At 42.4% G+C, this 21,553-nt stretch carries 21 protein-coding genes; 12 read left to right on the forward strand and 9 right to left on the reverse strand.

Features of this window, described 5'->3' with window-relative positions; translation table 11 throughout:
• Positions 1-2: 2 nt before the first annotated feature.
• Positions 3-452, reverse strand: a complete 450-nt coding sequence (locus AC1TO8_RS11640) for a LytTR family DNA-binding domain-containing protein (RefSeq protein ID WP_482055780.1) — start codon at positions 450-452, stop codon at positions 3-5.
• A 398-nt stretch (positions 453-850) separates the two neighbouring features.
• Here AC1TO8_RS11640 and AC1TO8_RS11645 point away from each other — a divergent pair, with 398 nt between their 5' ends.
• From AC1TO8_RS11645 to AC1TO8_RS11685, 9 genes are all read left to right on the forward strand, one after another.
• Positions 851-1,738 carry an AraC family transcriptional regulator gene (locus tag AC1TO8_RS11645; RefSeq protein ID WP_482055781.1) on the forward strand — a complete coding sequence of 296 codons (888 nt, stop codon included), beginning with the start codon at positions 851-853 and terminating at the stop codon, positions 1,736-1,738.
• 360 nt (positions 1,739-2,098) lie between these two features.
• On the forward strand, positions 2,099-3,013 hold the full coding sequence (hprK, locus tag AC1TO8_RS11650) for an HPr(Ser) kinase/phosphatase (protein ID WP_482055782.1): 915 nt from the start codon (positions 2,099-2,101) through the stop codon (positions 3,011-3,013).
• A gap of 847 nt (positions 3,014-3,860) precedes the next feature.
• A complete protein-coding gene (locus tag AC1TO8_RS11655) occupies positions 3,861-4,877 on the forward strand; it encodes a LacI family DNA-binding transcriptional regulator (RefSeq protein WP_482055783.1) in 1,017 nt (338 codons plus the stop codon).
• A gap of 30 nt (positions 4,878-4,907) precedes the next feature.
• Positions 4,908-5,948 (forward strand): ABC transporter substrate-binding protein, encoded by a 1,041-nt coding sequence (locus AC1TO8_RS11660; RefSeq protein WP_482055784.1) that lies wholly within the window; start codon positions 4,908-4,910, stop codon positions 5,946-5,948.
• Between the two features lie 102 nt (positions 5,949-6,050).
• The gene (locus AC1TO8_RS11665; protein WP_482055785.1) at positions 6,051-7,697 is read left to right on the forward strand and encodes an ABC transporter permease; all 1,647 of its coding nucleotides are present in this window, start codon (positions 6,051-6,053) and stop codon (positions 7,695-7,697) included.
• A gap of 13 nt (positions 7,698-7,710) precedes the next feature.
• Positions 7,711-8,793, forward strand: coding sequence for an ABC transporter ATP-binding protein (locus AC1TO8_RS11670; RefSeq protein ID WP_482055786.1), 1,083 nt, complete (start codon positions 7,711-7,713; stop codon positions 8,791-8,793).
• A gap of 8 nt (positions 8,794-8,801) precedes the next feature.
• The gene (locus AC1TO8_RS11675) at positions 8,802-9,716 is read left to right on the forward strand and encodes a ComEC/Rec2 family competence protein (protein WP_482055787.1); all 915 of its coding nucleotides are present in this window, start codon (positions 8,802-8,804) and stop codon (positions 9,714-9,716) included.
• 2 nt (positions 9,717-9,718) lie between these two features.
• Positions 9,719-10,531, forward strand: coding sequence for a Cof-type HAD-IIB family hydrolase (locus AC1TO8_RS11680; protein ID WP_482055788.1), 813 nt, complete (start codon positions 9,719-9,721; stop codon positions 10,529-10,531).
• A 54-nt stretch (positions 10,532-10,585) separates the two neighbouring features.
• Positions 10,586-10,855, forward strand: a complete 270-nt coding sequence (locus tag AC1TO8_RS11685) for a C2 domain-containing protein (protein WP_482055789.1) — start codon at positions 10,586-10,588, stop codon at positions 10,853-10,855.
• 22 nt (positions 10,856-10,877) lie between these two features.
• Here AC1TO8_RS11685 and AC1TO8_RS11690 read toward each other — a convergent pair whose 3' ends face one another.
• Entirely contained in the window at positions 10,878-11,096 is a 219-nt protein-coding gene (locus tag AC1TO8_RS11690) for a hypothetical protein (protein ID WP_482055790.1), read from the reverse strand.
• Positions 11,097-11,666, reverse strand: a complete 570-nt coding sequence (locus AC1TO8_RS11695; RefSeq protein WP_482055959.1) for an MFS transporter — start codon at positions 11,664-11,666, stop codon at positions 11,097-11,099.
• A gap of 422 nt (positions 11,667-12,088) precedes the next feature.
• Between AC1TO8_RS11695 and AC1TO8_RS11700 the strand changes: the two genes are divergently transcribed.
• Together AC1TO8_RS11700 and AC1TO8_RS11705 are read left to right on the forward strand one after the other, a co-directional pair.
• Positions 12,089-13,390, forward strand: coding sequence for a GntP family permease (locus tag AC1TO8_RS11700; protein ID WP_482055791.1), 1,302 nt, complete (start codon positions 12,089-12,091; stop codon positions 13,388-13,390).
• Between the two features lie 19 nt (positions 13,391-13,409).
• Entirely contained in the window at positions 13,410-14,546 is a 1,137-nt protein-coding gene (locus AC1TO8_RS11705; RefSeq protein ID WP_482055792.1) for a glycerate kinase family protein, read from the forward strand.
• A gap of 37 nt (positions 14,547-14,583) precedes the next feature.
• On the opposite strand, the gene AC1TO8_RS11710 is transcribed toward AC1TO8_RS11705, so the two are convergent.
• Positions 14,584-15,267, reverse strand: a complete 684-nt coding sequence (locus tag AC1TO8_RS11710) for a PucR family transcriptional regulator (protein ID WP_482055793.1) — start codon at positions 15,265-15,267, stop codon at positions 14,584-14,586.
• On the reverse strand, positions 15,249-15,611 hold the full coding sequence (locus tag AC1TO8_RS11715) for a sugar diacid recognition domain-containing protein (protein WP_482055794.1): 363 nt from the start codon (positions 15,609-15,611) through the stop codon (positions 15,249-15,251). The genes AC1TO8_RS11710 and AC1TO8_RS11715 overlap by 19 nt, the downstream gene beginning before the upstream one ends.
• A gap of 313 nt (positions 15,612-15,924) precedes the next feature.
• On the opposite strand from AC1TO8_RS11715, the gene AC1TO8_RS11720 reads away from it, so the two are divergent.
• A complete protein-coding gene (locus AC1TO8_RS11720; RefSeq protein ID WP_482055960.1) occupies positions 15,925-17,445 on the forward strand; it encodes a malate:quinone oxidoreductase in 1,521 nt (506 codons plus the stop codon).
• A gap of 121 nt (positions 17,446-17,566) precedes the next feature.
• Here AC1TO8_RS11720 and AC1TO8_RS11725 read toward each other — a convergent pair whose 3' ends face one another.
• The 4 genes from AC1TO8_RS11725 to AC1TO8_RS11740 form a co-directional block, all read right to left on the reverse strand.
• Complete coding sequence (locus AC1TO8_RS11725; RefSeq protein WP_482055795.1) at positions 17,567-19,168, reverse strand: hypothetical protein; 1,602 nt, start codon at positions 19,166-19,168, stop codon at positions 17,567-17,569.
• Positions 19,155-19,871 (reverse strand): ABC transporter ATP-binding protein, encoded by a 717-nt coding sequence (locus AC1TO8_RS11730; protein ID WP_482055796.1) that lies wholly within the window; start codon positions 19,869-19,871, stop codon positions 19,155-19,157. Before AC1TO8_RS11730 ends, AC1TO8_RS11725 begins: the two co-directional genes overlap by 14 nt.
• Positions 19,872-20,009: 138 nt before the next feature.
• Complete coding sequence (locus tag AC1TO8_RS11735) at positions 20,010-21,020, reverse strand: HAAS signaling domain-containing protein (RefSeq protein ID WP_482055797.1); 1,011 nt, start codon at positions 21,018-21,020, stop codon at positions 20,010-20,012.
• The gene (locus tag AC1TO8_RS11740; RefSeq protein ID WP_482055798.1) at positions 21,007-21,360 is read right to left on the reverse strand and encodes a PadR family transcriptional regulator; all 354 of its coding nucleotides are present in this window, start codon (positions 21,358-21,360) and stop codon (positions 21,007-21,009) included. Before AC1TO8_RS11740 ends, AC1TO8_RS11735 begins: the two co-directional genes overlap by 14 nt.
• Positions 21,361-21,553 lie beyond the last annotated feature (193 nt).

The raw sequence follows: 21,553 nt of genomic DNA on the forward strand, positions 1-21,553 counted from the left end.
CCTTACAATCCGATCATATTTTTAAGCACAGGTACATACTGCCTCGATATCACAATACGTTCACCGTTATCAAGTACCGCTTGAAATCTGCCACTCATCGACGGATGGATATATGAAATTTTAGCTATGTTCAAAACAGTAGATTTGGATACACGAAAACATTTCTTTTCTTTGCATAATTCCTCTAACTCATACAGCTTTTGTTTGACCTCATATACGCTATCTTTGCAGTAAATAAAAACCTTACCGTCCACAGCCTCGAAATAATAGATATCGCTAAGTTGTATACGGTGAATATTGTCATGATGATATCCGAGTATAATGAGGTCTTCTGTCTTCAGCTTGTTTACGATTTCGCATATATCATCATCGACCTTATGGCACCGGATGATGATTTCCTCTTCGTGTTCTTTACCTATTTCTTCTATTGAAACTTTGATATACTCACCCACTTTATTAAATCACTGGTGCTTGATTTCGTATGGAGATTAACTAACTCTACTAAATATGTTTGGTAAAATTCCTTGATTCCGCTTTTGTCTCGGTATAAACTCAACATTATCATGTTTTCTATGTTTGGTAAATTTATGTGGATATTATAACTTAAAGAGAATCCCATACAAAGGAGCCTTCATAAAGTCTAATGTCGAAAACGTCAAGTTAGTACTCAATAATGGTGGAAAAACATATGGGGAAAATGATCGAGCCGTGGCAACCAAAGTTTCGCCTAATAGATGATATGATGAACCGTACCATAAGTAACAGCAAGTCTTACAGGACAAAACGGAGCATTACAGGACAGGAACCAATGCCCTACTCCCCTTAGACTGAAGGAGAAAGGAGATGAGAAATGATGGAGACGTTAGTATTGCTGCGTCAGGCTATCGATTACATGGAAGATAGGTTGGAGACGAGGCTTGAAATCGAGGATATAGCAAAGGCAGCATTGTCCTCTAAATACCATTTTCAGCGAATGTTTCATGCCTTGACCGGTTTTACCGTAACCGAGTATATTCGTAATCGCCGACTTACCCTCTCTGCTGAAGAATTGGCAAGTACGGACAATAAAGTTATTGATGTCGCGCTGAAGTATGGTTACGAGAGTCCAGAGGCGTTCACTAAAGCTTTTCAGCGGTTGCATGGCATCACGCCCTCTGCTGCGAAGAAACAAGATGTGAAGCTCAAGTCGTTCCCTCGAATCTCCTTTCAAATTCAGATTAAAGGAGTAGTGGAAATGGAATATCGTATTGTGGAAGAGAGTGCTTCAACAGTGGTGGGCAAGGACTTTATTATTCAAAAGGATGCTGCTACGGAAATACCCGAATTTGTGGAGAGAATTTGGAAGGATGGAACGCATGATCAAATCAATGAAGTTTTGGGGAAACCTGCGGGGACGCTTCTTTACGGGTATCATTACGATTTTAGCGAAGATGGTGCGAAACGGTATTTAATGGGCTCTGAATTAGAGGATGGAAATGAAACTCCGCAGGACTTAACGGTTCTCCAGATTCCAACACAGACGTATGCGGTGTTTGACAGCAGGGAGCAAATTCCGGATGATGTGGAGATTGGTTTGGAGATTGTGAATGTTTGGAGACGGATCTACTCGGAGTGGTTCCCTTCGGCGAACTTTGAACAAGTTGAGGGTCCATGCATTGAGAAATATCATTGGGTAGACGAGAGTCAAGCGGATTCTATTTGCGAGGTATGGATACCCGTTCGGAGAAAGAAGCTTTAGATATAAGAACCGTCTAGCGGATATGGGCATTTGGTTGCTAAATATTACGACAAGTTGGAGAGCGCCTGATGTGATCAGGTGCTCTTCAACTTGTCGTATCACACATGGATTGGCATATCCATGTGTTTAATCAAACAAGAAAATGGGGATATAGACAGAGTCGAGTTCTTTGAAATTGAGTATGAAATCAGTCTTTAGAGTTTCGTTGTAGCAAGTTGATCTTGATTCTACTATGATCAGTAGAAGGTCGACACTGAGTTAGAAGGAATGTACCAATCGGTTGTGGAATATATCCGAGAAACCAAAGTGTTGAATATCAGGGGTATCTAGGAGTACGCCCTGTTGTAGGAGGAGAGAGACATGAAGACAATCACTGTTAAAAGCCTTACGGAGGTATTCCAATTGGAAGTACTTGCGGGAGCAAGCCGAATGGATCGCGTGATTACCCGTCCACGAACGCACAGACCAGGACTGGAGTTTGTTGGGTATTTCGATTTTTTTCCTATGGAGCGGGTGCAAGTACTCGGACGTAAGGAAATTACCTATTTATTGACACTTACTATAGAGGAACGCAAGATGCATATCGGAAACGTTGTTAAATATCATCCACCATGTTTTATTGTGACGTCAGGACAACAGGAGATTCCTTATCTGACCTTGTTTTGCGATCAGGAGGGCATACCGCTGCTGCGGACGCCAGAGACGACAACGGAATTTATCGGCAAGCTGGACAGTTATCTGGTGAAGAATTTGGCTCCGGAGGTGTCGATCCATGGGGTATGTATGAATGTATCCGGCATAGGCATCCTGCTCAGGGGTAAATCCGGAATTGGCAAAAGCGAGACAGCTCATACGCTCATCGGAAGAGGTCACCGATTTGTGGCGGACGATGTTGTCGTGCTTAAGAAGCTGGGCCCATCGACGCTTCTCGGAACACATAATGAGACTACACGCGAGTTCCTTGCCCTACGCAGTGTCGGGCTGATCAATGTCGTACGCCAATATGGGCGCAGGGCATTCCAGGACGAGACGCGAATTGTACTCGATATTGAGCTGTCCCCGTGGCAGGAGAATTCCCTGAATAATGAGTTAGAGATAGTACCACAGTTCACGGAATATCTCGGCGTTCAAATACCGCATATAGAAGTCCAGCTTCAGCCGGGACGCGATGTAGCAGGTTTGATCGAGGCAGCGGCGAATAACTGGTATCTCAAGCAGCTCGGCTATAGCGCTGCTGAAGAGTTCATGGGTCGGATCGCAGATAAGATGCAGTAGGATATGGAGAATCACAATATATAGAGTTAATTAATAAAATAAAGTGAATGAATATACTAGATGGCCTTGGAAGGGTATTGCATCTGCTTATTCAGAAGATAACAATTGATAAAGATAGAAAAATTAAAAGCATTCAATTACATTGTATGTAAATTGATAAAGGCGACTTTCCATTCAAATCTGAATGGAAAGTCGCCTTTATTTATGTTTTTCTCGGACTCTTTTACTTCATAAGCGTCAATATTCTTTTAAGATTGACTGCGAATATGGCAATCGCCCCCTCCTTATAGCAACCTTCTTTCAAAGGACATTGCTTACACTTATCGATATCAAAGTAATAGGTATCTACGTGGTCTATCCCTACATCCTTTCTTCCTTTTCCACAGACTGAATCACTTTTCGGCAATAGTCCAGTTCATTTACCAATTCGTTGTTGTTTTGGGAGGTCATTGATTTGAAGTAGCATATTATCTTTTGGCACGACTATATCGTAAATGGCTATGTATGGACTTAGAGTAAGAGATCGTTGGTTTGAAATCATCGTAAACACCTGCCTGAATTTGACACTATTATTATACGTTACATTTCATTATTTCAACCGTGAGACAAAGTGTCCTATCAAAATAGTCTACCATAGTAAAGTCACTGTAACCAAAAGATCATGAGAAAATAAAGCGATGAAAACTTAATTAACAAAAACTAATTATCTAGATGATATTCCTCTAACATTGAAGTGTTAGATTTAACACAAACGTTTGCGGGAACGTTTGCGGTAGCCGGCTAAGCAAACTACAACCTAAAAACGTTGAGTGATTGATTTTGGATTAATAGGAAGGAAGTGAGCTGTGTGGCAAGTATCAAAGATATAGCTAAGCTTGTAGGAGTTTCAAATTCCACAGTTTCTAGGGCACTGAATAATCATCCAGACATAAGCGAGGGAACGAAACTTCAAGTAAAGGAGGCAGCTCTTTCTCTCAACTATCATCCAAATGCGATTGCAAAAGGGCTAATACAGAAGAAGACTTATACGATTGGTCTAATGATCCCAGATATCTCGGACCCCTTCTTCTCGGCATTAGCTAATGCAGTAGAGACACAATTGTATGAGCATGGATATCAGGTCGTGTATGTGAACACGAATCGAAATCCGGAGAAGGAAAAGCAGTTCATATCGAACGCGATATCCAGACAATTCGATGGGCTCATTATTACACCGGATTATGTGGATGATGAATTGATAGACCTGCTGACAGGCTTGGAAATGCCAGTTGTGTTCTTAAGACGGAGAACGCCTGCAGGACTGCCCTATCCATTTGTTGACGTTGATCATTACGAGGCTGCTTGTGTTGCTGTCAATTACTTAATTGACTTGGGTCACAGTAGTATCGGCTTCATCGCCATGCCAGAGAAATCATTCACCGGTTCAGAAAGGTTAAGAGGATATAAAGACACCATGAGCATGCGTGGTCTCCCGGTCCCAAACAACGGTATTGTCATTGGGGGCCGAACCATTGAACACGGACGGATGGCAATGGATCGATTGGTTCAGACCAATTCACAATTGACAGCCATATTTGCTGCGAACGACTTGCTCGGCATTGGTGCGCTTGAATGGTTAGCTGTACATAACATCAGTGTGCCGGACAATCTATCGATTATGGGCTTTGACAACTTAGAATATGCTGACCTTCATTGGGTTCAGTTAACAACGATGGATCAACCGCGTGATGAAATGGGGAAGAAAGCCGCACAGTTGTTACTGAATATGATCTCAGATAAGAGAAATGAAAGTTCGACCTCTCAGGGATCTCAATTGATTGAAGCTAGACTCGTTATTCGTAAGTCTTGCAAGTCATTAGGTTAAGATTATACACATTCTAAGGAGGTTCAAATTATGTTGAGGTTTAAAAAAATGATGGTATTGGCAGTGTCTATGGTATTGGTGCTATCTGCTTGTGGAAACGAAGGAAGCTCAAGTAAGTCTACTGAAGGATCAGGTAAACTGGTGCTTTACTCAGCGCTTAATGAAGATGATACCGTTCAAATACAAAAGAAGTTTAAAGAAGATACAGGCATTGAGATTGAATACTTAAGATTGAACAGTGCAGGTGAAGCGAGTACACGTGTGCAAGCTGAGAAGGGGTCACCTAAGGCTGATGTGCTCGTTGGCGGATCAGTTGAGTTCTACAGTCCGCTTGCTGAACAGGATTTATTGGAAAAGTACAGCTCCGAAAATGCTAAAGATTTGGATGCCATGTTCAATGATGCTAACGGCTACTTCCAAGGCTGGTATATGGGGGTTCTAGCACTAGCAGTCAATGAGGAGCGCTTCGAGAAGGAAATAGCATCGCAAGGCGTTCAAGAACCGACAACTTGGGATGATCTGCTTGATCCTGCTTATAAAGACCTTCTTATCCTTCCGAACCCAGCAACAGCGGGTAGCGGATATATTTTCACAGCGACCCAGATCTTCCGTCTTGGTGAAGATAAGGCTTGGGATTACGTGAAAAACGTGAGCAATAACGTTCACCATTATGTAGCATCAGGCGGAGATGTTGTCAATCTTGCTGCAACAGGCGAATTTGTTGTTGGTATGCATTGGGCTCATGATATTGTGAAATCCGCGAAACAAGGTTATCCAGTAAAAGCCGTTATTCTTGAAGACACCGCATTCGAAATCGGAGGAGCGGGGATCGTTAAAGGCGGAGCGAATATAGAAAATGCTAAAATCTTTATCGATTGGCTACTGACGAAGGAAGCACAAGAGATGAACACTGAGAATTCAAGTCGTTATTCTGTACGCAGTGATGTTAATCCGCCGGAAGGAATGCCAACGATCGATACGCTAAAGCTTGTTAATTACGACCGCGAGAAGGCAACTGAAATCAAAGAAGCAGCACTCGCGAAATTTAGCGAGGTTAGTGGCGGAAAATAAATCTTGGTATAAAACGATTTGGAAAATAGTTTCTATCTGAAACGGATATGCCAAACATATTGTTTCAGATAGAAACGTTCTTATGGAAAGGTGTGAACATCATTGCTTTCAGTAGGCTTAAAGGATGTCTGGTTAGGAGTTAGAAAGCTTAAGAATGAGCCGATTCTGGCTTTCGTTATTGCAGCAGTTGCCATCTTTACAGGGTTCTTCGTACTATGGCCTATTATCAAAGTAATCAGTGCACCAACCTTTGCGGATTATGCGCAGCTGTTCACGAATTCACGTTGGACGAGGGCGGCAATTAACAGCTTGACGATGACATTTTTATCGACTATTTCATGTACAGTCGTTGCTTTTATTTTTGCTTATTCAATTTCACGATTGAACATGCCGTTCAAGGGATTGTTCAAATTCATCACGATTTTACCTATCGTTTCTCCACCATTTATCGTTGCATTATCATATATTCTATTATTCGGAAGACAAGGTATTATCTCTAAGCATGTACTGGGTATCAGCATTGATGTATATGGCTGGCACGGATTGTGGCTGGTGCAGACCATTAACTTCTTCCCATTCGCTTATGCTGTTATCTACGGGGTGATGAGGTCCAATTCAACGAACTTGGAATATGCCGCCTACAATCTAGGAGCCACTAGATGGCAGGTATTTAAGGATGTATTTCTTCCTCTATGCCGTCCAGGCTTAGCTGGAGGAGCTTTAATCGCAGCTATGAATATACTAGCTGACTTCGGTAATCCTCTGATCATTGGTGGTAGCTATTCTTTGCTACCAACAGAAGCTTACATGCAGATGTCCGGCTGGTTCAATCTCCCTGCTGCCGCCATGCTGTCAACGACGTTGCTCGTTCCTGCGCTGGCCTTATTCTTAATTAATCGTAAATGGGTAGGCAAACGTTCATATGTCACGGTTACAGGGAAAGAGACATCGCTTGAGCCCTATCCGGTGAGAGGCTATGTGAAGTGGGGGCTGTTCAGCTTCTGTATGTTTGTTACCATCGTTATTCTAGCCATTTATGGTGTGTTGTTCTACGGGGCTTTTACCAAGACATGGGGCTATGATTGGACGCTGACTTTGGAAAATATGAGCTATGTATGGTTTAAAAAGAAAGAAGTCATCAATAGCATTACGTTTGCTTTCTTAGCCGCTATTGGAGCAGCAACGCTGTCTATTATTTTGGCCTATATTGTTCAGCGCAAACAGATTGGTATTAATCGCTTGCTTGATTTTCTAGCGATATTGCCGGGGGCAGTACCTGGCGTGTTCCTTAGTTTAGGATTTGCGATGGGGTTTAGTGAATCTCCATTTATTTTGTCAGGTACGTCCATTATTATGGTTCTGGCTCTGATGTTCTGGAATTTACCGAACTGTTATAGCGCGAACCTAGCATCACTGCAGCAGATTGGCAGCTCATTGGAGGAGGCATCAACGAATTTAGGTGCAAGCAGCTTTAAGAGCTTTCGTCATGTGCTACTGCCACTTCTGAAGGGGCCTTTCATATCCTCTATCGTCCTGTCTTTCTTACGATCTATTACCTGCTTAAGCGTTATTATATTCATTTATTCATCCCACACCGCGGTTGGCACTGTGTCTATTCTAGGACTGGTGAGTAACGGAGAGTGGGGCAGTGCCTCAGCATTTACAGTCGTGTTAATCACAATTGCCTTTAGTGTCCTAGGAATTGCCAAGCTGTTGTTCAAACGACAGGGCAAGTCGCTAGAGATCTAGTCGGGGGGGACTTATGACTACAGCAGAAACGATTATAACTATACAGAATGTAACCAAAACCTTTGGAGCCTATAAAGCGATTGATGATATATCACTTGAGGTTCCTAAAGGGAGTTTTACAACGCTTCTCGGTCCGAGCGGATGTGGGAAAACGACGTTAATGCGTATGATTGCGGGCTTCCATGAGCCTGATTCAGGACATATTTTTATAGATGGCACAAGAGTTAACAATACGCCAGCTTATAAAAGAAAGACACCGCTTGTCTTTCAGGAATATGCACTATTTCCTCATATGACGGTTTACGAGAACATTTCCTATGGGTTAAAAATCAAGAAAATGCCAAAGCAAGAAATCAAGCAAAAGGTAGACGAAATGCTAGAGATGTTCGGTCTTAAAGGGTTGGAGCAACGTTTTCCCAAAGAAATGAGCGGTGGACAGCAGCAGCGTGTTGCTTTTGCAAGAGCGCTTATTACGGGACAAAATATTCTACTGATGGATGAGCCGTTAAGTAATCTGGATGCCAAAATGAGGGTCGAGGTTAGAGATGAGCTTCGTGATTTACAGCAGCGAACAGGCGTTACAGCCATATTTGTTACTCATGATCAGGATGAAGCTTTATCCATATCGGATCGGATCGCTGTCTTTAATAAAGGTGTCATTTGTCAGGTGGGTACACCTTGGGATATTTATTTTAAGCCTGAGAGCAGGTTTGTTGCTGATTTTGTAGGCGTAACTAACTTTTTTGACGGAGAGGTAGTCGGCTTAGAGGGTGAAGATTTGGTTATGAAGTGCAGTGATCATTTACTTAAGATTAATAGATCGAATTATAGCTTCAAGAGTGGAGATAAGGTAATGATGATGATTCGTCCAGAATGCATCACTATTGATTCGAACAGCAATGAACCAGACGAGGATAGTTATACGTGGACTGGGACGGTTAGAAAGAGTAGCTTTCTCGGTAGAATGGTTCGTTACTGGGTCGATTGCGGTTCACTGGAATGGATCGTCGATGATTCGAGCCCAGTGGATCTACTGGAAGGCAATGTGCGTATTACATTGGATAAAACAAGAATTCATTTGCTGAAGACGGAGTGATGATTGCGATGGAGCCCATATGGTATGCGCTAAATGTGGGAAGAGGAGACAGCTTTATTATTGAAGTACCACGCCTAGACCAGCATCCCTATATTATCCTCATCGATGGTGGGGATCGTACCGTGGATAAGTGTCGCACGCCTCTCCAATTCATCCTTGACAAGGGCTGGGAGCGGATCGATCTACTGGTGTTGACCCACCTTCATCCGGATCATCTATATGGCCTGCTCGATGTAGCTTCGCAGCTTCCGATTATAGAAGCGCTGCTGCCTTATCCAGAGCTTCATGTTCAGCTTGGGGAGTTGGCACATCCGAAAGCGCTCCAAAGTGCAGAGCTTCTGGAGGGGTATCGGACGTTGCAGCAGCTGCTGATGAAGCAGCAGTCAGTGATAACGTTACGCTATCCATTTGGAGAAAGAACAAAGTGGACATTCGGTGAGTATGAACTGCAGCAGATCGCTCCCGTCGCCATTAGTGAAATGACCGCCTATCAAACCTTGCACAGCCTAGCTCATATTTCACCCCAAGGACATGATGCGCTTCTAGCGACCTTCGATGGTCAGTCTAATGAGGATAGCACAGTCATGATGCTGTCGCATCGGGATGGAGTGCAATTGTTGCTGTTAGCGGGAGATGCAATTTTGACCAATTGGGAGTCGATTCTGAAGCGTGTGAAGCTTAATCCGCAGGTGTTCAAGGTCGGGCACCACGGCCTGTTAGACGCTTGGAACACTAGTCTACTCAATGAGCTTAAGCCTGATTGGGTTCTGATTACGAATAATGATCATGAATATGAGATATACCGCGATGAATGGGAGCAGCTTGCACAGTCAGCGGGAAGCGGGCTGTCTGTTACAGGAGCTAAGAAAGAGACACGTTATCTAGCATCTCGTTTACCACAGCGGCCGGAGAGGATGGAGTAAATATGACACCGATAGTACGGCCTTTTCGAATGGTAGTGACCGATATTGACGGAACCTTAGTCGATGCTCGGCAGGAAATCAGTGAACAGAATAGGGAGACAATACGTGCTTTTCAGCAGCAGGGAGGCATTGTAACGCTGGCAACTGGACGGATGGAGGAAGCAGCCTATCGCTTTGTTGAGGAGCTGGATATCCGTTATCCAGTGATTCTTTATAATGGTGGGAAGATTGTTGATTTCTGTACAAAAGAGACCCATTATGAAGCACTCCTCACACCGGATGTCATAAGAACAGCGTTAGAGCTTCAGGAGAAGCATACGCTTAATATGATTTTCTACTCCGAGCAACAGCTATTTGTTCGGGAAATCAATCCTGCTATCACCGAATATATGAAGAAGGATCGTGTTGGTTGTCAAGTATGGGAAAGTTCTGAATTTCTGCTACGAAATCCCGTCAATAAAATATTGATCATTAAAGAGGATCGGAATTTCTCGGCTGTACGAGAGTCCTTTGAGCTGATAGTCGGCGAAGGATGCGAGCTGGTCACCTCCGAAGCGACCTATTTGGAAATATTGCCACATGCTGTATCGAAGGGAAAAGCTTTGAAGCTGCTGGCTACTCATATAGGTGTTGACATGGAAGAGGTTATTGCGATTGGCGACCATTTGAATGATCTGGATATGCTGAAGGAGGCTGGCCTCGGAGTAGCTGTCAGCAATGCACACCCGGATTTGCTGAAGCATGCTCAATATATTGCCCCTTCGAATTTGGAGCATGCCGTTGCCTATGTGATTGATAAATATTGCTTAATATAGATTAGTGTAAATGGGCAGGAGCACATCAACAATAATCATTGGAAAGATAATCAAATGCCGAAAGACACAACTAAAAACGTATACTGGGGTTATGAGCAAGCTGAATTCGGCAATCAGTACTCTGAGCAGTTCAGTACCATTTATATCGCTGAGCCCCCGAATACTTTAGTTACTATAGAGGTACTTGATAAGGACGGCACATCTGGAGATGATACCATGGGAGTGCTGCAAACAACACCTGCACCTGGAGATACTATAACATGGACAAATGCACTTACATCGACAGGTGAAGCCGATGTAACAGCGACAATTGTGGCGAATTAACTATAATGCTATAGCGAGAGAATCAGAGGAATTTCGCTAGCTCTATGAACCATATCCGCGAATGCCTCCTCAATAAATCGAGGGGGCATTTCTGCTTAGCAAGCTTATTTCCTGGATGAAATCCTCTTAAGTGACCGCGGCTCTCGTCCAGTGACACGCAGCACAGTGGATCATCTGATCCTTCCACACGGATACAGTGACGATCAGTAACGTAGTTAGCTCCTGAAGTAAGCATGTCCATTTACTTAGAATTGTTCTGGGATTTCTCATTCGTTCTCTTTAGAGAAGGATGATGATACATGACATAATAAATAACACTACAAGCTAAGGCTGCAATCCCTGCAATGAAATACATATCTTGATAGCTTGTCATACTTGCAATCCATCCTAGTACAAATGACCCTACACCAAAGCCTAAATCAAAAAATAAAAAAAAGGTTGAAGTAGCAACGCTACGGCGTTCTTGAGTAACAGATTGAATAGCTAATAACTGAAAACATGGAAATAGTGCCCCATAACCTAATCCAATAATGGCTGCTGAAAATAATAACATAAATCCTGTATCTGATTGACTGAGTAATATCACTCCGATTACGAAAATGATAATTCCCGGATACACAATATAATGTTCTCGCAAATGATCTAACATCAACCCGACAAATGGTCTTGAAACGATAATGATAAGTGCAAAAACAACAAAAAATAACCCTGAGAAAAAGCTTGAATTCATCTCTTTTGTGTAAGTGAAGATAAAAGAGGTTAACGAGCTGTAGGAAAAGGATAGAACAAATCCTACGAGTGAAATGGGAATCCCCTTTTTTTTATAGCTAGACCTCCGTAAACGACCTTAGCATCTGTCGTGTAGTAAATGGTCGCCCCTAGAGTGACTTAATTAAAGAATATAACAGCATTTTATAGTAAAATATAAGCTATGTTCTTATCTGATTCCCAAATTAATCGCGAATTATTTAGTGCATATGCACAACAATATTCATTAGAATATCAATTGTTATAAGTTCATAATGCAAATATAATGAAAACGTATTCAAGTTAGTGGAGCAGGACGACCTTAAAGGAGTAATAGAAAGATTCACCACAATACATGTAGATATATGCAAATCAAAAAAAAGCTACTATGTGAATAAATTTACAAGATCTGTGGTGATTACTCATATTGGCTCAATGGGGTCTACAAAATTCAAAAAGTCAAAATCACCCTGAGGAGGATTTAAGATGACAGCAGCAATGGATATTACTTGGATTGGCGCTTTAGCAGGCCTAGCACTGGCCATTATATTGATTTTGTTTAAATTGGCACCCACTTATGCATTGATTCTGGGAGCCATTATTGGAGGTTTTATTGGTGGGGCGAATTTCTCAGAAGTAATCAGCATCCTGATTTCTGGAACACAAAGTGTTCAAGGTACAGTTATTCGTATTATCGCTGCAGGTGTTTTTGCTGGCGTGATGATGGAGTCTGGATCAGCGGGAACCATTGCGAAAGTGATTGTTGATAAACTCGGTGGAACGAAAGCCATGTTGTCGCTTGCATTGGCTACCATGGTTATTACTGCAGTAGGAGTATTCATTCCTGTTGCCGTATTGATTGTTGCACCAATCGCGTTGTCTGTTGGCCACAAAATGGGATATTCCAAGATTGCTTTGCTAGTGGCTCTATCTGGCGGAGGTAAAGCGGGTAACATTATTTCACCTAACCCGAATACCATTGCAGCAGCAGGGGGATTCAATCTCGATGTTAACCAGGTCATGCTTGGAGGATTAGTACCTGCTCTGTTCGGGTTAGCAGTTGCGGTTATAATCGCATCCTTAATTAAGTATAAAGGCACTAAAGTAACGGATTTGGAAGCCACTGAATTGGAAAAGACCAGCTCCATGAATCTACCACCTTTATCTAAAGCTCTAGTAGCTCCAATCATCGCTATTGTTCTTTTGATGATTAGCCCGATTGGTTCGATCTTAGGTGTTGATTTCCTTGAAGCACTTAAAATTGACTCCTTATTTATCCTACCATTTGCCGGTGTAGTTGGCTCCTTGGCATTAGGTAAAGCAAAAGAAATAGTGAATTATTGTACGGCTGGTTTAAATCGAATGACACCAACGATTTTGATCATTATTGGCGCAGGTGCCATTGGCGGATTGATTACAGCATCAACCCTGCCTGCAGAAGTTGTTGCTCTTGTACAATCATCGGGTATTTCTGGAATTTTCCTTGCACCAATAGCAGGCATATTAATGGCAGGAGCAACAGCATCCACTTCAACAGGTGCCATTTTGGCCACGGGTTCATTCTCAAGTGCGATATTAAATACAGGTGTGGCTCCTCTATCAGCTGCAGTTATGACCCATGCCGGTGCTACGGTAATCGACCACTTGCCACACGGAACCTACTTCCACGTTTCTCGTAATGCCATGGGCATGAACATGAAGGATAGAATGAAGGTTGTCTTGTTTGAAAGTATGGTCGGCATAACGATGACTATAGTAGCAGTAGTTCTATTCGGATTTATCTTATAAAAGGAATGGGGAATCATTTATGGGTAAAATATTTATGTTAGCACCTGATTCGTTCAAAGAAAGCATGACGGCAAAAGAAGTATGCGAAGCCATGGAAATTGGTATAAAAAGGGCTATTCCAGATGCAGAATGCATTCATGTACCTATGGCTGATGGCGGTGAAGGCACGGTTCAGTCATTGGTAGATGCAACAGGCGGCACCTTGATACAAAAAGAAGTGACCGGGCCTCTTGGTACACCGGTTCTCGCTCATTATGGAATACTTGGAGACGGCAAAACAGGCGTGATTGAAATGGCATCTGCCAGTGGAATTCATCATGTTACGAAGGAAACCAAAAACCCTTTAATTACGACGACCATAGGAACAGGTGAATTAATTAAGGAGTGTATTGAAAAGGGCATTACGGATATCATTCTAGGCATTGGCGGAAGTGCTACGAATGATGGTGGGGCCGGAATGGCAACAGCATTGGGGTTTAAATTCCTCGATAAACAAGGGAATGAGTTGCAGCTTGGCGGCGGATACCTGGGTGAGTTGGATAAGATCGATGTTACTGATGTGCTTCCGCAATTAAAAAATATTAACATCTTGGTAGCATCGGATGTAACCAATCCATTGTGCGGGGAACGAGGCGCATCTGTTGTGTTTGGTCCGCAAAAGGGTGCTACACCTGAGATGGTTACATTCTTAGATGAGAATCTAAGGCACTACAGCAATGTTATTAAACAACAACTTGGACTCGATATTGTAGATGTACCCGGTGCAGGTGGTGCAGGTGGCCTTGGTGGCGGACTGATCGCTTTCACCAACTCTACAATGAAAAAGGGAATTGAAATTGTTATCGAGTATACAGGTTTGAAAGAAAAACTGCAACATGTGGATTACTGCTTTACAGGAGAAGGGGGTATCGACTTTCAGACGAAGTTCGGTAAAGCACCTTTCGGAGTTGCTCAGGCAGCTAAGAGTATTAACAGCAGTATGAAAGTGATTGCTATTGCGGGATATGTGGGCGTGGATGTGGAAACATTGTATGATGAAGGGTTTGATGCTATCTTCGGGATTGTTCCGGGAGCAGCAGATATTGATACCCTCCTTACGCAAGGCAAAGAGAATGTTGCCCGTACATCTGAAAGCATTGCCAGATTGTTAAAATAACATCAAAGAGGGTGGCCTACAGTTGTGGACACCCTCGTTATTTTATCCGATGAATCAGCATAAAGGTGAGTTCCATGAGCTCCAAAATATTTTTGGGATCTTTGCCTGTAAGGGTATAAATCTTGTTTATCCTATAGTTTAATGTATTCCTGTGGATCATAAGTCTGCTGGCAGTTTCATTGGCGTTAAGGTTACAGTTCAGGTAAATCTGGAGTGTTTTTATCAATTCATCATTTTTTTCAAGTGAATGCGCTAGTAGTTCCAATCTGGTATCATTTTTTAGTAGTTTCGACATATCGACGATGAACTCACATTTCCCATAGGAGATGGATTTTTCATTGGGATAGACCCCCTTCAAAACATGCATAGCCGCTTTGGCCTGCGAAAGTCCGTCAGAAATAGTGTCGTTCATATTACTGGTGGAAATGAAAGCATCCGGATACTGACTTCCAATGGCTTGGTGCAAAGCTTCAATCTTATCCGCTTCCTGAATGACTAAGCACAGCGAATATTTGGATATTTTAAAGAAGGATAAGCTTTCAGTTATATTCTCAGCAATCTCATTCGAAGATTCCACATAAATGATTTGCGAGGGCTTAGTTAACTGAATGCCATAGGTCAATGCCTGATGCATTAATTCTTTCGTATAGGTGGTGTCCGGGTTGATAATTAAGCCGAAAAATTCTTGCTTTAGGTTATTTTTCAGATTCTCCTTTTCCATTGGATACTATGATCGATTAACAAAATAACAGCAGACTTTACAAGGTTTCCGAAGGGCCTCGTTTCCTTTACTTCACCGCTGATTCCTACCACTCCAACAATACTACCATTCCATTCGATCGGTAAGTTGATACCCTTCTTTACGAATTCCTCATCTTTGTTAATTTCCACGACTCTTCTTTGTTTTATGGCTTTCACTGCACCATGATGCAGCGTACCAATCCTTCCTTTATTTCCACTCCCGATGATCAATCCTGTGTGATCCATAATATTAATATTATAGGGGATATCCTTCATCATTCTATCAACAATGTTTTGGGCTTGATTATGCGTCAACTCATACATAGTTGGTTCTCCTTCATAATCGATTCTCTAAAGTGTAAGCATCAATCGACACAGCGGTTCTGGTTTAATAATTTTGTGCAAAGGAACAAAGAATTATTCGCTTGTAGCACTTACAAGCTTTATTATAAATGGATAACACAATAGAATAGCTCCTTGTAAAATTATATCAATAACTATTTTTGGGGTCTATATAATAGTAAATTGATATTTTAATCTTTAAATAATAGTGATAGACTATGATCAGGTTATAATTGATCCAGAAAAGATATATGACTATGCCGCGTGTTGGCTTAATGAGGCGCTTACATTCTTTCTGCAAAGGACGGTAAACATGAGTAACAGACAAATGAAAACAGACGTTATCTTAATTGGTGCCGGAATTATGAGTGCTACTTTGGGGTCATTGCTGAAAGAATTAGCACCGGACTGGGACATTACAGTACTAGAGAGACGTGGAAGCGCAGGCGAGGAAAGCTCTAACGAATGGAATAATGCGGGAACGGGGCATTCTTCACTGTGCGAGCTTAACTACACCGTCGAACAACCAGATGGATCCATCAATATTAGCAAAGCTATAAAAGTGAATGAAGAGTATCAGGTTTCAAAGCAGTTTTGGTCTTATCTTGTAAGCAGTAATCTGATCCGTAATCCGCGAGACTTTATCGTGCCAGTGCCTCATATGAGTTTTGTGCAAGGGGAACGAGATGTAACATTTCTACAAAGTCGTTTTGAAGCACTGTCTGATAATCCACTGTTTCAAGGGATGGAATTTTCCGATGATCCGGGTAAATTGATGGAATGGATTCCGCTTATGATGAAAGACCGGACATTGAATAAACCTATAGCAGCAACTAGAATCGAATCTGGTACGGATGTCAACTTTGGTGCCTTAACGCGTATAATGTTTGATCACTTAAAGAGTAATAACGTCGATATCAAATTCAAACAGAATGTTGACGATATTAAACGTGCTAGCGATGGCTCGTGGGAATTGAAAGTGCGGAATGTTGATAGCGGTACCATTGAGCGCCATACGGCAAAATTTGTCTTTATCGGCGGCGGGGGAGGAAGCCTACATTTGCTGCAGAAATCCGGTATCCCTGAAGGCAAAGGGGTTGGAGGCTTTCCGGTTAGCGGATTATTTATGGTATGTAAGAACCCGGATATTGTAGCGAAGCATCGTGCCAAAGTATATGGTCAGGCTGCCATTGGTGCACCTCCGATGTCTGTTCCGCATCTTGATACAAGAGTTATCGACAACAAAGAGTTGTTGTTCTTTGGACCGTTTGCCGGTTTTTCACCCAAGTTTCTAAAATACGGTTCAATGCTTGATTTGTTAACTTCCGTGAAATCGCATAATCTCGTAACGATGCTGGCGGCAGGTGTGAAGAACATTCCATTGACAACATACCTGATCAAGGAAGTGATGTTATCGAAGGAAAAGCGCATGGAAGCTTTACGGGAATTCGTCCCGAACGCGAAAAGCGAGGATTGGGAGCTAGTGCTAGCAGGTCAGCGTGTGCAAATTATTAAAGATACTGCTGCCGGCAAAGGAACGCTTCAATTTGGTACAGAAGTGATTAGTGCGGCTGATGGCTCGATCGCTGCATTACTTGGCGCTTCTCCGGGTGCTTCTACCGCCGTTTCTGTCATGCTTGAGATTATAAAAAAATGCTTTCCGCAACATATCAAAGCGTGGGAGCCAAAAATAAAAGAAATGATTCCATCTTATGGTGAGTCACTATTGGACAACCCAGAGCTTATCCGCGAAATTCATACTTCAACAGCGCAGATGCTTGGCTTAGCGGGTAAAGAAACAAGCACATCTGAATAGCCTGTATATTATAAGGAAGCATAAATTGCCGTTGTGGCAAATGTATGCTTCCTTTCGTTTCTTCAAGTACCTTTATTGGCTGACTGAAGCTATTCATTTCCTAATGTGCGCTGATGTCCAATTACTTTACTCTAAATGTACGCTGACCGAACTTCTGAACGAGAATCAGTGCAGTCGGTAAGTACACAAGGGTTAGAATCAATACGATTAACGTAAAAGTAAGAGCAGGTGCCTGTACGATAATACATAATCCGGTGGCGGCCGACACCACCATAGTAACAATGAAGAAGAAAGGATTTTTCATATTCAATTCGGTTGAATAAGGCTGAAATATATAGTACATCAACAGGTGATGGACTGAGAAAAAGACGGCTAGTGTCAGTACGCATACCCAAATCAGAAGTAACTCAAGGACAGGTGCTCCGCCTCCCACTAGCACAATGAGCGTCAACGCTGTTCCAAGCGCAGCGGAGATTGTTAGGTTAAGCCCTGTGATGCGGTATAGCCGGATGCGAAAGTGACTATTCACTGCGTTTCGATAAAAGCTATAACGTAACAGGCTGAGATCGCAATTGAAGAAGATGACGCGGCACATTGCCTCTCCTACAGAAATTAAGCTTAGAGTAAATACTAAGAAGGGTAGAACTCTGTCTAGGTTCGAAGTCATAATAGCAATCAACGGATTGCCCGTAAGTGCAAGAAGTATGCCAATAACACCCAGAGCACCGATGATCATCAATCTTTTGTACACCGGTTGTACAATTAGACTGCGATGTCTTGCGAAAAAAAGTGCATTCAGATAGACATAACCTTCCTTGTTCTTGAATTTATCAGATTGTTGAGCTACGGATGTAAAGTCGCTGTCTTTGGATCGCGCAGCGGTCTGCTGGGCTTCTGAAATCATGCGTCCAAGATCAAGTAGTGGATCATCCCGTTTCGTTGCGGCGTCAACCACCGTTCGGTAATCCTGATATCGGTACAGCTGTATGGCTGCGTAAATACCCAATGCTGCTATGACGAGCATAACCGGTACAGAAAGTAACAGCGTTCCGCTCACGGGAATCCAATCCAGAAAAAGTGGAGCATAGGCGACCGAGTAACCAATTCCAATCGTTAACCAAACAATCAAATTATTCTTGATCAGCACCTTACCGGTCTTCTCAAACCATTTTAGATGTAAATATTCGCTGAGTACTCGCCACATTGTGATAGACACGGCAAGCGACAGCGCTTGAAGGATGGTTGCTCCCAGCAATGAAGTGAAGATCAGCAACGCAGGTATGTAATAGATCAAATAAGTGCAGTATTTGTAGCTAAGAGAAACGCGCATATAGGTAGTCGGCTGCATTCGCATTAATTTTACGGCAATATACTTTTCCCTTTTCGGTTCCAATATGGAGGCACTGGATACACTCGCCACGATAAAGATTACTATCATAAATAGATGCAAAAAAAGCTGGAGTTGTTCTTCCTGATTCGTTACACCACTTAGAGCTACAGCTGGAAGATAAACGAGAAGCCCAATGTAAGCTAGTTTGGAAATAAGTCCCCATAATACACCTAGTAATATTGCTATGATGTTAACGATCTTTTTGCCGCCTAGGTTAGCATAGGCACTGTCCTTTATATGCTTGCCGATCAGCGGTAACCTCTGAGCGAAATAGATGAAGCGATTGGCAGTGGAGAACGTCCGGAGCGCCAGAAGCGTATTAAGTGTTCTCATATTGATCTTCATCCTTTAGCAAATGGATTATGCTTTGTTCAAATTCCGGACTGTGTAGCAGGTCAGAAGGTACAGAGGACAAACGTCCGTTGTTCAGCACGACAAGCTCATCGCATAAATCGGAAGCAAGCTGCAATATATGGGTTGAAAAAATAAGGATGTGATCATGCTTCATTTCACGTAGCAAGTTTTTCATTTCCAGCGCCACGATGACGTCGAAGGACGTGAGCGGCTCATCAAGCAAAATGATCGGCGGTTTCGTGATTAGAAATAGCAGCATCTGAGTTTTGTTCTTCATCCCATGGGAATAGTTTTTGATTAATCGATGTCGATCTTCTTCTGAAATGCTCATCATATCAAAGTAGTTATCTATGCTTTGACCAGGGTGCAGTTTGTCGCGATTGATATCCATGAAGAATTTAACAAATTCATAACCGGTCAGAAATTCAGGCAGTATCGGTAGCGAGTAGACAAACCCGACATCTTCTTCACGCAGTTTTCTAAAGACCCCATTATCCTCAATCATGGCGTGTCCGTCGTCGATCTTTGTTTCCCCACTCAAACAATGAAACAGCGTCGTTTTCCCCGCGCCATTTCGACCAAGCAATCCATAAATCTTACCTTTTTGAAAGGTGTATTCGATGCCCTGAAGCACCTTTTTGTCATCAAATTGTTTATTGATGTTGTTTAGACTCAGCTGCAAGTGTGTTCCCCCCCCTAATTAGATTCATAACGATGTAACACTATTTTTTAATACGTTAGGAATGGTCGAATGGTCGCAGTTTACTAATGTAAGAGCATTATAGAAGCAAAGGCTACCGATCATCGGCAGCCTTTGCTTCTAAGTGAAGTCTTTAATCTTAAAGTATTTAACAACGGTAGTGATGAGTTGGATGCCCAGAACTATTCCTATAATAGAGAGCATTCCTTTTGTAGCATGTGGCCAAACCGTTTGGACTGTTTGCAATGCATCGCTATTATTCAGTGTCAGATCGGTTTGTGCTATTTGTTGCAGGAAATGAGGATTCCATATGGATATATCCGAAAACATGAACACTGCCAGTACGAAATGGAGTAAGATCACCACAATATCAAATGCAATGAGTTTGATAGTCCATTTTCCCCAAATGATCTTCATGATATCACTGAGTATGCTTATAGCAAATACGATCCAAATGAACGGAAGAAACTCTAGGAATACTTGTTCATCAAAAATGGGTATAATCGTTCGAATACTAGCATCTCGAGAAAACCATACACCAAAAAGATTGATCGAGAAGGTCAACAGAACTAGAAAAATAATGGTAAAGGCGATACTTACAATGGGATCGGACAATTTAATTCTGACCCGCTGATCGGGTAGGGGAGGTAAATCGGATGGTGTCCATGTATTTCTACTGAGTTTTATTTTGTTAGCGCCCTTATATTCTACTAAGAAGAAGATGATCGTCACCCAGGCAAATCCTTGGAAGCAACCCGATATGATTGAACTTAGATAGCTTGTGAACTGATCTGGTATCTGAGCGGGATTTAGAACAGTCTCAATCACAAAGGCAACTGTTATAGCAATTGCGATCGCTGCGAGCGTTATCTTGAGAACGAATAGATAAGTCGGGAAGAGTTCCGGACTGACCAGATACCTCTTACTTTCCCTATATTTATCCGCCAAGTCGCTTGGGTCTCCAAGCTCCAGAAGCACTTCTTCGACGTCTACCTGGGTAGCTTCTCCACCTTGAATCCGCTCTTCAACCATATCCTCAATTAATCCTTGTAGTTCTTTCTCTATGTCTGCTCTCTGCTGTTCAGGTAATTTTTGCGTTACGGCATGAATATACCTTTTAACTACTTCCATCGTCGCTTCCTCCTCGAATTAAGCTTTCAAGGCTGACCGTCATGACTTCCCATTCCTGGCATAACTGACGGTAAACCTCCTTACCAGTAGGACTTAACAAGTAGTACTTTCGAGGTCTAGATTCATTGGTATCCCACTTGCTTTCAAGCAATTCTTGCTTCTCCAACCTGCGTAATAGAGGGTACATGGTGCCTGGATCGATGGTAATCCCCTTTTCCTCTAAAATAGAGACGAGAGAGTAACCGTATTGCGGTTCGGATAATTGACTGAGCACGCCGATAATGATCGTTCCGCGCCGCATCTCCTGTGTCAATCCATTGATTGTCTCTTTAATATCCATGAAACATCAGCTCCTGTTATTAGTATACTGTATGCCACACACTATTGTAAATAATACATTAAGAATAAATTTGGACTATATATGTAGTCTTGAAATAGGCGGTGTATGAATCGCCATAAGTGAAAAGTATGAATGTCATCATGTTGGCCCCATCCAGCAAATCCCTAGTTTCTTTCATTATTCTTTCATTGCA

It is taken from the genome of Paenibacillus sp. Y859 (assembly GCF_056786405.1).

Coding starts and splice junctions, on each gene's coding strand:
- AC1TO8_RS11645 (WP_482055781.1), top strand. CDS start 851: ATGATGGAGACGTTAGTATTGCTGCGTCAGGCTATCGATTACATGGAA.
- hprK (WP_482055782.1), top strand. CDS start 2,099: ATGAAGACAATCACTGTTAAAAGCCTTACGGAGGTATTCCAATTGGAA.
- AC1TO8_RS11660 (WP_482055784.1), top strand. CDS start 4,908: ATGTTGAGGTTTAAAAAAATGATGGTATTGGCAGTGTCTATGGTATTG.
- AC1TO8_RS11670 (WP_482055786.1), top strand. CDS start 7,711: ATGACTACAGCAGAAACGATTATAACTATACAGAATGTAACCAAAACC.
- AC1TO8_RS11675 (WP_482055787.1), top strand. CDS start 8,802: ATGGAGCCCATATGGTATGCGCTAAATGTGGGAAGAGGAGACAGCTTT.
- AC1TO8_RS11680 (WP_482055788.1), top strand. CDS start 9,719: ATGACACCGATAGTACGGCCTTTTCGAATGGTAGTGACCGATATTGAC.
- AC1TO8_RS11685 (WP_482055789.1), top strand. CDS start 10,586: ATGCCGAAAGACACAACTAAAAACGTATACTGGGGTTATGAGCAAGCT.
- AC1TO8_RS11690 (WP_482055790.1), bottom strand. CDS start 11,096: ATGGACATGCTTACTTCAGGAGCTAACTACGTTACTGATCGTCACTGT.
- AC1TO8_RS11700 (WP_482055791.1), top strand. CDS start 12,089: ATGACAGCAGCAATGGATATTACTTGGATTGGCGCTTTAGCAGGCCTA.
- AC1TO8_RS11705 (WP_482055792.1), top strand. CDS start 13,410: ATGGGTAAAATATTTATGTTAGCACCTGATTCGTTCAAAGAAAGCATG.
- AC1TO8_RS11710 (WP_482055793.1), bottom strand. CDS start 15,267: ATGGAAAAGGAGAATCTGAAAAATAACCTAAAGCAAGAATTTTTCGGC.
- AC1TO8_RS11715 (WP_482055794.1), bottom strand. CDS start 15,611: ATGTATGAGTTGACGCATAATCAAGCCCAAAACATTGTTGATAGAATG.
- AC1TO8_RS11725 (WP_482055795.1), bottom strand. CDS start 19,168: ATGAGAACACTTAATACGCTTCTGGCGCTCCGGACGTTCTCCACTGCC.
- AC1TO8_RS11735 (WP_482055797.1), bottom strand. CDS start 21,020: ATGGAAGTAGTTAAAAGGTATATTCATGCCGTAACGCAAAAATTACCT.
- AC1TO8_RS11740 (WP_482055798.1), bottom strand. CDS start 21,360: ATGGATATTAAAGAGACAATCAATGGATTGACACAGGAGATGCGGCGC.